Here is a 12,244-nt window from a genome sequence, read left to right on the forward strand (position 1 = left end):
CCCGTTCCGAACTTCGAGACCTCCCCCATGAGTGCAACCCAGGCAGCGCCGGCACGAGACCGGCTGCGTATCGCCATCCAGAAGAGTGGCCGGCTGGCCGAGCCCGCCCGCAACCTGCTCAGCGCCTGTGGCCTGAGCTGGCGCGAGAGCCGTGACAAGTTGTTCTGCTACGGTGAATCGCTGCCGGTGGACCTGCTGCTGGTGCGCGACGACGACATCCCCGGCCTGATCGCCGACGGCGTCTGCGACCTCGGCATCGTCGGCCGCAACGAGCTGGACGAACAGGCCGCGGCACGCCGTCAGATCGGCCTGCCCGACGCCTACCAGGCGCTGCGCGGGCTGGGCTTCGGCCAGTGCCGGCTGATGCTGGCGGTGCCCGAGGAATGGCAGTGGCAGGGCCCGGCGCAGCTGGCCGGCACCCGCATCGCCACCAGCTACCCGGCCATCCTCACGCAGTGGCTGGCCGAGCAGGGCGTGGACGCGCAGGTGGTCGAGCTGTCCGGGTCGGTGGAAATCGCCCCGCGCCTGGGTACCGCCGACCTGATCTGCGATCTGGTGTCCAGCGGCGCCACGCTGCGTGCCAACCAGTTGACCCCGGTGCACAACCTGCTCGACAGCGAGGCGGTGCTGGCGGGCGCGGTGCGGGTGCCGGATGACGCACGCGCGTCGCTGCGCGCGATGCTGCTGCGCCGCCTCGACGGCGTGGTGCAGCGCCAGGACCGCAAGCTGCTGATGTTCCGCGCCAGCGAGGATCGCGTCGACGCGCTGGCGCAGTTGCTGGCCGATGCCGAGCCGCTGGTGCGGTTGCCGGCCGATGGCGGTGCGCTGCGCCTGCAGACCATGTGCCCCGGCCCGCTGAGCTGGCAGCGCATGGAGGAACTCGAGCGCGCGGGTGCGCAGGGCCTGATGGTACTGAGCGTGGAGCGGTCGCTGGCATGAACCGTCTGATCTGGTCCCGACTTGATGAGGCCGCGCGCAGCGCGGCATTGACCCGCCCGGTGCAGACCGTGGCGCAGCAGACCCGCGACGCGGTGGCGACGCTGATTGCACAGGTGCGCGCGCAGGGCGACGACGCGCTGCGTGCGATCACCGCACGCTTCGATGGTGTCGAACTGTCGTCCTTTGAAGTGAGCGAAGCCGAGTACGCTGCGGCCGAAGCCGCCGTACCCGGCGAACTGCGCCAGGCCATGGTGGACGCGGCCGAGCGCATCGCCCGCTTCCACGCCGCCGGCATGGGCAAGGGATACGCAGTTGAAACCGCGCCGGGCGTAGTCTGCGAACGCATGCTGCGTCCGATCGGGCGGGTGGGCCTGTACGTGCCAGCCGGCAGCGCGCCGCTGCCGTCCACCGCGCTGATGCTGGGTGTTCCGGCACAGCTGGCCGGCTGCCCGCAGGTGGTGCTGTGCACGCCGCCGCGAGCCGATGGCAGCGCAGACCCGGCCGTACTGGTGGCGGCGCGGCTGACCGGCGTGCAGCGCGTGTTCAAGCTGGGCGGCGCGCAGGCGATCGCTGCCATGGCCTATGGCACCGCAAGCATTCCCGCCTGCGACAAGCTGTTCGGGCCGGGCAACAGCTTCGTGACCGAAGCCAAGCAGCAGGTCGCACAGGACGGCGCCGCCGCCATCGACATGCCGGCCGGTCCTTCGGAAGTGCTGGTGATTGCCGATGCCGGCGCCAATCCGGCATTCGTCGCCGCCGACCTGCTGTCGCAGGCCGAGCATGGTCCGGATTCGCAGGTACTGCTGCTGACCGACGATGCCGCGATGCTGGCCGCGGTCGAAGCCGAGGTCGAGCGCCAGGTGGCCGTGTTGCCGCGCCAGCAGATCGCGCGCCAGGCCTTGTCGGCCTCGCGCCTGATCCAGGTCGATTCGCTGGACGAGGCCTTCGCGATCAGCAACCGCTATGCGCCCGAGCACCTGATCCTGGCCCTGCGCGACCCGCGCGCGTGGCTGGACAAGGTGCAGGCGGCCGGCTCGGTGTTCCTGGGGGATTACACCCCCGAAGCACTGGGCGACTACTGCAGCGGCACCAACCACGTGCTGCCGACCGCCGGTGCCGCGCGTGCCTACAGTGGCGTCAGCGTTGCCAGCTTCCAGAACCTGATCAGCGTGCAGAGCGCGAGCGCCGCCGGCCTGGCGGCGATCGGCGGCTGCGCACGCATCATCGCCAGCGCCGAAGGCCTGGATGCCCACGAACGTGCGGTGGCATTGCGCATGGAGGCCGCCGCATGAGCGCCGCCATTGATGACGTGCTGGCACTGGTGCGCCCGGATCTGCAGGCCTTCGCCGGCTACAGCTCGGCGCGCAGTGCGGTGGTGCAGGGCGAGGTCTGGTTGAATGCCAACGAGTCGGCCTGGGCCAATCCGGCCGATGCGGCTGGCAGCAGCCGGCGCTATCCCGAACCGCAACCGCTGGTGCTGCGTGAGGAACTGGCGGCGCTGTACGGCGTGACGCCACAGCAGCTGCTGGTCGGCCGCGGCAGTGACGAGGCCATCGACCTGCTGGTGCGCGCGCTGTGTGTGCCCGGTCGCGATGGCGTGCTGGTCACGCCGCCGGTGTTCGGCATGTACGCCGTCTGCGCACGCCTGCAGGGTGCCGCATTGATTGAAGTGCCGCTGGTGGACAGCGAGGATGGCCTGCGCGCCGATCTGGATGCGGTGATCGACGCGGCCAAGGCGCAGGGAGCCAAGCTGGTGTTCCTGTGCGCACCGTCGAACCCGGCCGGCAGTGACATCGCTCTGGAGGAGGTCGAGCGTGTGGCGGTTGCGCTGCGCGGGCAGGCGCTGGTGGTGGTGGACGAGGCCTATGTGGAGTACGCGGGGCGCGCATCGGCCACCACGCTTCTGGCCGCACACGCCAACCTGGCGGTACTGCGCACCTTGTCCAAGGCGCACGCGCTGGCTGCTGCCCGTATCGGCACCCTGATGGCCGCCCCGGAGCTGATTGCCGTGCTGCGCCGCTGCCAGGCGCCGTACCCGGTGCCGACGCCGTGCGCGGAACTGGCGGTGCAGGCGTTGCAACCCGCCGCGCTGGCCCGGACCGCCGAGCGCGTAGCCACGGTGATTGCCGAGCGCGAACGCCTGCGCGTGGCGCTGCCGGGCCTGGCCGGCGTGCGTCGCGTCTACCGCTCGGCCGGCAACTACCTGCTGGTTCGCTTCGCCGATGCCCAGGCCGCGTTCGATACGCTGCTGGCTGCGGGCGTGGTGGTGCGCGACCAGCGCGCCGCGCCGCAGCTGGGTGATGCGCTGCGCATCAGCATTGGCAGCCCCGAAGAGAATGACCGCGTGCTTGCGGCCCTGTCGGCGCGGAGGGCCGCAGCATGACCCCGATCCTGTTCATTGACCGCGACGGCACCCTCATCGAGGAGCCGTCCGACTTCCAGATCGACGCCTACGAAAAGCTGCGCTTCGTGCCGCAGGTGATCCCGGCGCTGCTGAAGCTGCGTGACGCCGGCTACCAGTTCGTGATCGTCACCAACCAGGACGGCCTGGGCAGCGACAGCTACCCGCGCGCCAGCTTCGATGGCCCCAACGAGCTGATGCTGCAGATCTTCGAAAGCCAGGGCATCACCTTCCGCGACGTGCTGATCGACTGCAGTTGGCCGCAGGACAACGCCACGACCCGCAAGCCGGGCATCGGCCTGATGACCGCCTACCTGCAGGACCGCAGCATCGACTGGGCACGCTCGGCCATGGTTGGCGACCGCATCACCGACCTGCAGTTCGCCGACAACCTCAACATCCGTGGCTTCCAGCTGCGCACCGCGCAGTTCGGGGGCGAGTGGGACTGGCCGGGCATTGCCCACGCGCTGGCCGACGCGCCGCGCACCGCCGTGGTCCAGCGCAACACGAAGGAGACCAAGATCCGCGTCGAACTGGACCTGGATCGCGCCGGTGATGCACGCATCTCCACCGGCCTGCCGTTCTTCGACCACATGCTGGAACAGATCGGCAAGCACGGCGGCTTCGCGCTGGACATCCAGGCCGAGGGTGACCTGCACATCGATGAGCACCACACCATCGAGGACACCGGGCTGGCCTTGGGCCAGGCCCTGCGCGAGGCGCTGGGCGACAAGCGCGGCATCGGCCGCTACGGTTTCACCCTGCCGATGGACGAGACGCTGGCCAGTGCTGCGCTGGACTTCAGCGGCCGCCCGTACTTCGTGTTCGAGGGCGAGTTCAAGCGCGAGCGGGTGGGGGACATGCCGACCGAGCTGGTGCCGCATTTCTTCCGCTCGCTGTGCGATGCCAGCGGCCTGAACCTCAACCTGCAGGTGCGCGGCGACAACGATCACCACAAGGTGGAGGCCTGCTTCAAGGCGCTGGCGCGCGCACTGCGCCCGGCGCTGGCCAGGCAGGGCACCGCGTTGCCCAGTACCAAGGGGGCGCTGTGAGCGATGTTGCGCTGATCGATGCCGGTGGTGCCAACCTGGGCTCGGTGCGCTACGCACTGGAGCGGCTGGGCGCGACGGTGCGGCTGGTGCGCGATGCGGACGGCCTGGTGGGTGCGCAGCGGGTGATCCTGCCCGGCGTCGGCGCCGCCGGTCCCGGCATGCAGCGCCTGCACGCGCAGGGCCTGGTCGAGCCGTTGCAGCGGCTGGAGGTGCCGCTGATGGGCATCTGCCTTGGCATGCAGCTGCTGTTCGAACGCTCCGAGGAAGCGGGTGTGGAGACACTGGGACTGATTCCGGGCGTGGTGCGCAAGCTGGTGCCGGCCTGTGGCATCCGCGTGCCGCACATGGGCTGGAACCGCCTGCTGCCGCTACGTGAGTCGGTGCTGTTGCAAGGTGTGCCGGAACGCGCCAGCGCCTACTTCGTGCACAGCTATGCGGCGCCGCTCAATACCCATACCGTCGCTGCCTGCGACCACGGCGGGCTGTTCACTGCCGTGGTGGAGCAGGGGCGTTACTACGGCGCACAGTTCCATCCCGAGCGCTCCGGCGAGACCGGCTCGCTGATGCTGCGCAATTTCCTCGAGGGCACTGCTGCATGAGTTTCATCGTCTACCCCGCGCTGGATATCCGCGACGGCCGCGTGGTGCGGCTGCGCCAGGGCGACTACGCGCAGGAAACCTCCTACGGCGACGATCCGCTGCCGCGCGCGCAGGCGTTCGCCGCGCAGGGCGCGCAGTGGATGCACCTTGTGGATCTGGATGCCGCACGCGCCGGTGGCTATACGCTGGCGCCGCTGCTGGCGGCGATCCGCGCGCACACGCCGCTGCAGGTGCAGACCGGCGGTGGCGTGCGCGGCCGCGACGACGTGGCGCGCATCCTCGATGCCGGCGCCGGCCGCGTGGTGGTGGGTTCGCTGGCGGTGCGTCGCCCCGATGAGGTGGTCGGCTGGCTGGAGGAATTCGGCGCCGAGCGCATCACGATTGCGCTGGATGCCCGCCAGGACGCACAGGGGCAGTGGCAGCTGCCGGTGCACGGCTGGACCGAGAACGCCGGGGTGACCCTGGATGACCTGGCCCAGCGCTACGCGCGCGCCGGCATGCGCCACCTGTTGTGCACCGACATCGCCCGCGACGGCATGCTGGCCGGGCCCAATATCGGCCTCTACCAGCACCTGTCGGCATTGCTGCCGGGAGTGGCGGTGCAGGCGTCCGGCGGCATCCGTGACGTGGCCGACGTTGCTGAAGCGCGAAGTGCGGGTTGCGGCGGTGCGATCCTCGGCAAGGCGCTGCTGGAACAGCGCATGGACCTGGCGGAGGCGCTGGCATGTTGAGCCGCCGCATCATTCCCTGCCTTGACGTGCGCGATGGCCGGGTGGTCAAGGGTGTGCGCTTCCGCGACCACGTCGACATGGGTGACGTCGCCGAGTTGGCGCAGCGCTATCGCGACCAGGGCGCCGACGAGCTGGTGTTCTATGACATCGGCGCCAGCCCCGAGGCGCGTTCGGTCGACGTTGCCTGGATCGAGCGCATCGCGCGGCTGATCGACATTCCGTTCTGCGTGGCCGGTGGCATCGACAGCGTGGAAACCGCGCGCCGCGTGTTGTTCGCCGGTGCCGACAAGGTGTCGATCAACTCGCCCGCGCTGGGCCGTCCCGAACTGATCACTGAACTGGCCGACGAGTTCGGCGTGCAATGCGTGGTGGTCGGTGTCGATTCGGTGCGCGAAGCGGATGGCCAATGGCGGGTGCGCCGTTTCAGCGGAGACCCGGACAAGACCCAGGCGGTGCCACTGCGCACCCTGGACTGGATTGTCGAGGCGCAACGTCGGGGCGCCGGTGAGATCGTGCTGAACTGCATGGACAGCGATGGCGTGCGCCGCGGCTACGATGTCGCACAGTTGCAGCAGGCGCGGGCACTGTGCCAGGTGCCGCTGATCGCCTCTGGTGGCGCCGGTGCGATGGAACATTTCGCAGAAGCCTTCGACCAGGCCGACGTCGATGGTGCACTGGCGGCGAGCGTGTTCCACAGCGGCGCCATCGCTATTCCAGAATTGAAGCGCTACCTGCGCGGACAGCAGATCGAGGTGCGGGATGTCTATTGAAGTCAGGCCGTCGTTGGACGCATTGCAGGCGCTGGACTGGGGCAAGGGCGACGGCCTGCTGCCGGCCGTGGTGCAGGATGCCGATACCCTGCAGGTGCTGATGCTGGGCTATGTCAGCGCAGAGTCGCTGGCGGCCACGCTGGCCATCGGCCACATGACCTTTTTCAGCCGCAGCAAGCAGCGGTTGTGGACCAAGGGCGAGCAGTCCGGCAACGTGCTGGTGGTGCAGTCGATCAGCGTCGACTGCGATGCCGACACGCTGCTGGTGATGGCACGCCCGGCGGGACCAACCTGCCACACGGGTGCGGAGAGCTGTTTCGACCAGGCGCCGAAGGACTTCCTGGGCGGGCTGGGCCAGTTGGTGGCGATGCGTGAGTCGCAGCGCCCGCCGGGCAGCTATACGACCAGCCTGTTCGAGGGCGGCATCCGCCGCATCGCACAGAAGGTGGGTGAGGAGGGGGTGGAGACCGCGCTGGCGGCGGTGGCGCAGGATGACGAGGCGCTGCTCGGCGAGGCTTCGGACCTGCTGTACCACCTGCTGGTACTGCTGCGCGCGCGCGGTCTGTCGCTGGACGATGCGCGGGCGGTGCTGGAAAAACGCCATCGTTGAAGCGTGGTAGTGCCGGCCGCTGGCCGGCAACATCATCATCTTCGGGCATCGAGGGGGTGCCGGCCAGCGGCCGGCATGCCCGCCGGCAATGCAGCCGAGCGTAACTGGGCTCTACAATACCGCGTCTCTTTCTGCTGGATGTCTCCCATGAAACTGCCTGCCGCCTGGCTGTGCTGCCTGTTGCTGACCTCGCCGGCCTGGGCTGCGGACACCGTGGTCACCGGCAAGGTCTATCTGGAGCGTGACGGCAAGCCGGGCCGCGGTGCGACCGATCCGGGCCTGGCCGGGGTGCAGGTCTCCAACGGCGAGGTCATCGTCAAGACCGCCGCCGACGGCAGCTACAGCCTGCCGGTGCGCGATGGCCAGACCGTGTTCGTGATCAAGCCCGATGCGTATTCGTTCCCGAAGGCGGCAGACGGCCTGCCTTCGTTCTGGCGCCACTTCCGCCCGAACGGCTCGCCGGCGCTGAAGTACGGCGGCATCGCCGCCACCAGCGATGTCACCCGCAACTGGGATTTCGCGCTGCAGTCGGATCGCCATGACAGCCGTCGCGGCTTCCAGATGCTGGTCTTCACCGACTCCCAGACCGCCAGCCTGAAGGACATCGGCTACTACCAGCAGTCGATCGTGGCGCCACTGGTCGGCCAGACCAGGGCGCGCATGGGCACCACCCTGGGTGACATCGTCAGCGACGATCTGACCCTGTATCCGGCAATCAACAGGGTCACCACGTCGCTGGGCGTGCCGTGGTTCCATGTGCCGGGCAATCACGACCTCGATTTCGATGCAGCCAGCGACGAGCATTCGCTGGACAGCTGGCGCAACTTCTACGGGCCGGACACCTACGCGGTGGAAGAGGGCGGTGCCAGTTTCGTGTTCCTCGACGACGTGGTGTACGACCCCAACGCAAGGCCGAAGTATGTCGGTGGCCTGCGCGAAGACCAGTTCGCCTTCCTTGCCGGCTACCTGAAGGGCCTGCACAAGGACCGTCTGCTGGTGCTGGGCATGCACATCCCGCTGTTCGACGCCGCGCCGGGGCGCGAGACCTTCCGTCATGCTGACCGCCAGCGCCTGTTCGACCTGCTGAAGGACTTCCGCAACGTGCTGGTGCTCAGCGGCCACAGCCACACCCAGCAGCACGTCTACCACGGCAAGGCCGAGGGCTGGAACGGTGACAAGCCGCTGCACGAATACAACGTCGGTGCCAACTGCGGTGCGTTCTGGTCGGGGGTGAAGAATGCCGCTGGTGTGCCGGACAGCACCATGAGCGACGGCACGCCGAAGGGCTATGCACTGCTCGACGTGGCCGGCAACGGCAGCTATCGCCTGCAGTACCGCGTGGCCGGCAAGCCGGCCAGCGAGCAGATCGGCCTGCATGCCCCCAAGGTGCTGCGCCAGGGGGCCTACCCGGCGTGGGGCATCTATGCCAACGTCTATATGGGTGAGGATGCCAGCATGGTCGAGTACCGCGTCGATGGTGGCGCCTGGCAGCCGATGAAGCAGGTCAGCCAGCCCGATCCGCGCCTGATGGTGGAGAACGTGGCCGACGACCTGGCCGACACCCTGCGCGGCTACGACCGCTCACCGGAGGCCACCGCATCGCCGCACCTCTGGCGCGGTGCGCTGCCGACCGACTTGGCGGTGGGCAGCCACAAGGTTGAGGTACGCTCCACCCAGCCCGATGGCGCGGTGTTCACCGCGACCACCCGCTACAGCCTGCAGGCCGCCCAGCCCTGATCCCGCACCACCGTTCCAGCGAAAGGACCCCGCATGGATATCCGTTTCATGGCCGGCACCACGCCGGTCACTCTCAGCCGCCACTGGTTCACCGGCGCGATGCTGCTGCAGAGCGCCTCCGAGAAGGTCTGGGTGCAGCACCCGCTGCATCCGGGCACCCACTTCTCGTTCTCGCTGGTACAGTCGTGGCTGCGCCACATCGCCGGCCATGAGGTGCTGGTCGAGCGCACCCGGCCGCTGTTGTTCGCCGGCTTCCGCCCGCAGCGCCTGCGCGTGCTGGTGGATGGCGTGCAGGTAGCCGAACAGGAAGGCATGTAGGCCAACCTGAACCGCCGGCGCGCTAGGCAAAGCCGCCCCGATGCCTGAGAATCGGGGCGATTCAATCGATCCAAGCAGGCCAGCGTGACCATCGCAGCAGCGTCCCCGGTTTCCACCGACTCCGCCCGCGGCGGTCTTCCGCGCAGTCTCGTTGTCGCCGATGTCGGCGGCACTTTCGCCCGTTTGGCGCTGGCTGAAACGCAGCCCGGCCAGGCACCCCTGCTGGGCAGCCATCGCACCTATGCCTGCGCCGAGCATCCGAGCCTGGCCGCGATCCTGGCCGATTTCACCGCTGGCCTCGGCCAGCCGGTGCAGACCGCGGTGGTCGCCATCGCCGGCCTGCTCGATGGCGACGTGCTGATCAATTCCAATCTGCCGTGGACGGTCTCGCTGTCGACCACCCGAGCGCAGTCCGGGCTGCATGAGCTGCAGCTGATCAATGATTTTGAGGCGGTGGCGTTGGCCATTCCCTACCTGCAGCCGGATACGCTGGTGCCGTTGAACGGCGATGCCGACCCGGCGCAGGCGTTCCCGGCGCTGGTGCTGGGTGCGGGTACCGGCCTCGGCGCCGCGCTGCGCTTTGCCGATGGCGAGCGCCCGGTGCTGGCCAGTGAAATCGGCCATGCCGCGCTCGGCGCCGGCAATGCGCTGGAGCTGCAGGTGCTGGGCAAGCTGCTGCAGCGCTGGTCGCATGTGGACAATGAGCGCGTGCTGTCCGGCAGTGGCCTGATGAACCTGTATCCGTGCCTGTGCGAACTGCGTGGCGTCACTCCAGTGTGGAGCAGTACCGAAGCACTGATCGGTGCCGCGCGCAGCGGTGAGGATGCGCTGGCCGTGGAAACGCTGCAGGTGTTCTGTGCCTGGCTGGGCAGCCTGGCCGGCGACGCAGCGATCGCGGTGGGTGCGCGTTCGGTGTACCTGGCCGGTGGCATTTCCGCGCATGTGCAGGATTTCCTGGCCGATGGTCGCTTCCGCGAGCGCTTCCTCAACAAGGGCGTGCTGACCGAGGTGCTGCGCCAGGTGCCGGTATGGCGCGTGGAGCATGGCCAGCTGGGCGTGCTCGGCGCGGCGGTCTGGCATGCCGCGCGGCAGCCCACGCACGACTGATCGCCGCGACCGGCATCGGGCCGGCCGCGCATTGCAGACTGGGAGGGGAAGATGGTGGATCGCAGGCAGTTCCTGCAGGCCGGCGCACTGGCCGCAGGCATGGCGGCTTTGCCGGGCGTGCAGGCGCGCACGCAGGGTGGGGCCAGGGTGGTTTCGACCTGGGACTTCGGCGTGCCGGCCAACCAGGCCGCGTGGAAGGTGCTGGCGCAGGGTGGCAGCGCACTGGATGCAGTTGAAGCCGGTGCACGCTGGGCCGAGAGCGAGCTGTGCAACCCCACCGTCGGCCATTGCGGCAACCCGGATCGCGACGGCGTGCTGAGCCTGGATGCGAGCATCATGGATGGCGATGGCCGTTGTGGCGCAGTGGCCGCGCTGGTCGACATCCTGCATCCGGTGTCGGTGGCCCGCAAAGTGATGGAAAACAGCCCGCACGTGCTGCTGGTGGGCGAGGGCGCGCAGCAGTTCGCGGTGCAGCAGGGTTTCGAGCGCAGGCACCTGCTGACGCCGCAGGCCGAAGCGGCCTGGCGCGAGTGGCTGAAGACCGAGAAATACCAGCCGCAGATCAATGCCGAGCGCCGTGCTATTCCTGGCAACAGCGACAACCACGACACCATCGGCATGCTGGCGCTGGATGCCCGCGGTAACCTGGCCGGCGCCTGCACCACCAGCGGCATGGCCTGGAAACTGCACGGCCGGGTCGGCGACAGCCCGATCATCGGTGCCGGCCTGTACGTCGACAACGAAGTGGGTGCGGCCACTGCTTCGGGCGTAGGTGAGGAGATGATCCGCAACGCCGCCTCGTTCCTGGTGGTCGAGCTGATGCGCCAGGGGCGCTCGCCGGCGCAGGCCTGCCGCGAGGCCATCGACCGTGTGGTGCGCAAGCGCCCGGAGGCGAGCAGGACATTGCAGGTGTGCTTCCTGGCCATGAACAAGCAGGGCGAGGTGGGCGCCTACGCGTTGCATCGCGGCTTCGTCTATGCGGTGTGCGATGCGCAGCGCCAGGATGACCTGCGTGACTCGCCGTCGATCTACACGAGCACCCAGGCGTGAGCACGCGGCTCACTCTGGAAATCGCCAGCAACTCGCTGGCCTCGGCGCTGGCCGCGCAGGCCGGCGGCGCCGACCGCATCGAGCTGTTCGACAACCTGGCCGAAGGTGGCACCACGCCGTCGTTCGCCAGCATCGCGATCGCACGCGAGCGCCTGTCGATTCCGCTGTTCGTACTGGTGCGCCCGCGCCCGGGCGACTTCCACTACGACGCAGTGGAAACCGAACTGATGCTGCGTGACATCGCGCAGTGCCGCGCGCTGGGCTGCGATGGCGTGGTGATCGGTGCGCTGGATGTGCAGGGCGACATCGACCTCGCGTTGTGCCGTGAACTGGTGCAGGCCGCCGGGCCGCTGCAGGTGACCTTCCATCGCGCGTTCGATGCGGCCCGCGACCTGCCGGCAGCGCTGGAGCAGGTGATCGGACTGGGTTGCCGGCGCGTGCTGACCTCGGGCGGCCAGGCCAGCGCCGAGGCCGGCGCCGAAGTACTGGCGGGCCTGGTGACCCAGGCGAAGGGACGCATCAGTGTGATGGCCGGCGCGGGGCTGGGCCCGGCCAATATCGCCGCCGTTGCACGACGGACCGGCTGCACCGAACTGCACGCCTCGGCCAAGGGCCTGCGGCGCTCGGCCATGCAGTTCCAGAACCCGGCTTTGCGCGGGCTGGACCCTGACTGGAGCCAGACCGCCACCGCCACCGTGGCCGCGCTGCGGCAGGCGCTGGACGGCGCAAGGTAGCCCGCTTGTCCTGTAGAGCCGAGCCCACGCTCGGCTGCTCTTTGCGGCAAACGACATCAGCCGAGCATGGGCTTGTATGTTCCTCCCGGCTCCTACGCGGTATGTAGGAGCCAGGGTGGAGGGACCGTCAACATGATATCTGCGGATAGCAGCCGACAGACGAGCCGAGCGATCCCCATCCCGCACCTTAACGTCG

General features: G+C 68.9%; 13 protein-coding genes. All 13 read left to right on the plus strand.

All coding sequences use genetic code 11. The features are described from left to right. Positions 1–27 precede the first annotated feature (27 nt). The 13 genes from hisG to KXV01_RS17975 all read left to right on the plus strand — a co-directional run bounded on the left by hisG (position 28) and on the right by KXV01_RS17975 (position 12,048). Positions 28–939, plus strand: coding sequence for an ATP phosphoribosyltransferase (hisG, locus tag KXV01_RS17915; RefSeq protein ID WP_049438529.1), 912 nt, complete (start codon positions 28–30; stop codon positions 937–939). Further along, positions 936–2,231, plus strand: a complete 1,296-nt coding sequence (hisD, locus tag KXV01_RS17920; protein WP_111096186.1) for a histidinol dehydrogenase — start codon at positions 936–938, stop codon at positions 2,229–2,231. The genes hisG and hisD overlap by 4 nt, the downstream gene beginning before the upstream one ends. Further along, positions 2,228–3,322: a histidinol-phosphate transaminase gene (gene hisC / locus KXV01_RS17925; protein ID WP_099495181.1), complete on the plus strand. Its 1,095-nt coding sequence runs from the start codon at positions 2,228–2,230 to the stop codon at positions 3,320–3,322. Before hisD ends, hisC begins: the two co-directional genes overlap by 4 nt. Continuing rightward, entirely contained in the window at positions 3,319–4,392 is a 1,074-nt protein-coding gene (gene hisB, locus KXV01_RS17930) for a bifunctional histidinol-phosphatase/imidazoleglycerol-phosphate dehydratase HisB (RefSeq protein ID WP_049413790.1), read from the plus strand. Before hisC ends, hisB begins: the two co-directional genes overlap by 4 nt. Continuing rightward, positions 4,389–4,991 carry an imidazole glycerol phosphate synthase subunit HisH gene (gene hisH, locus KXV01_RS17935; protein ID WP_049413788.1) on the plus strand — a complete coding sequence of 201 codons (603 nt, stop codon included), beginning with the start codon at positions 4,389–4,391 and terminating at the stop codon, positions 4,989–4,991. The genes hisB and hisH overlap by 4 nt, the downstream gene beginning before the upstream one ends. After that, on the plus strand, positions 4,988–5,722 hold the full coding sequence (gene hisA / locus KXV01_RS17940; RefSeq protein ID WP_099495182.1) for a 1-(5-phosphoribosyl)-5-[(5-phosphoribosylamino)methylideneamino]imidazole-4-carboxamide isomerase: 735 nt from the start codon (positions 4,988–4,990) through the stop codon (positions 5,720–5,722). Before hisH ends, hisA begins: the two co-directional genes overlap by 4 nt. Next, the gene (gene hisF / locus KXV01_RS17945) at positions 5,716–6,492 is read left to right on the plus strand and encodes an imidazole glycerol phosphate synthase subunit HisF (RefSeq protein ID WP_099495183.1); all 777 of its coding nucleotides are present in this window, start codon (positions 5,716–5,718) and stop codon (positions 6,490–6,492) included. The genes hisA and hisF overlap by 7 nt, the downstream gene beginning before the upstream one ends. After that, positions 6,482–7,102: a bifunctional phosphoribosyl-AMP cyclohydrolase/phosphoribosyl-ATP diphosphatase HisIE gene (gene hisIE, locus KXV01_RS17950; protein ID WP_049413784.1), complete on the plus strand. Its 621-nt coding sequence runs from the start codon at positions 6,482–6,484 to the stop codon at positions 7,100–7,102. Before hisF ends, hisIE begins: the two co-directional genes overlap by 11 nt. 147 nt (positions 7,103–7,249) lie before the next feature. Next, complete coding sequence (locus KXV01_RS17955) at positions 7,250–8,839, plus strand: calcineurin-like phosphoesterase family protein (protein ID WP_263467995.1); 1,590 nt, start codon at positions 7,250–7,252, stop codon at positions 8,837–8,839. Between the two features lie 33 nt (positions 8,840–8,872). Next, entirely contained in the window at positions 8,873–9,157 is a 285-nt protein-coding gene (locus KXV01_RS17960; RefSeq protein ID WP_065199045.1) for a hypothetical protein, read from the plus strand. 84 nt (positions 9,158–9,241) lie between these two features. After that, on the plus strand, positions 9,242–10,264 hold the full coding sequence (locus KXV01_RS17965) for a glucokinase family protein (protein WP_049413782.1): 1,023 nt from the start codon (positions 9,242–9,244) through the stop codon (positions 10,262–10,264). A gap of 51 nt (positions 10,265–10,315) precedes the next feature. Continuing rightward, positions 10,316–11,314, plus strand: a complete 999-nt coding sequence (locus KXV01_RS17970; protein WP_049438333.1) for a N(4)-(beta-N-acetylglucosaminyl)-L-asparaginase — start codon at positions 10,316–10,318, stop codon at positions 11,312–11,314. After that, positions 11,311–12,048: a copper homeostasis protein CutC gene (locus tag KXV01_RS17975; protein WP_164283329.1), complete on the plus strand. Its 738-nt coding sequence runs from the start codon at positions 11,311–11,313 to the stop codon at positions 12,046–12,048. Before KXV01_RS17970 ends, KXV01_RS17975 begins: the two co-directional genes overlap by 4 nt. The last annotated feature ends 196 nt before the right edge of the window (positions 12,049–12,244 follow it).

Source organism: Stenotrophomonas sp. Ps181 (genome assembly GCF_025697425.1).
Taxonomy (GTDB): domain Bacteria; phylum Pseudomonadota; class Gammaproteobacteria; order Xanthomonadales; family Xanthomonadaceae; genus Stenotrophomonas; species Stenotrophomonas sepilia.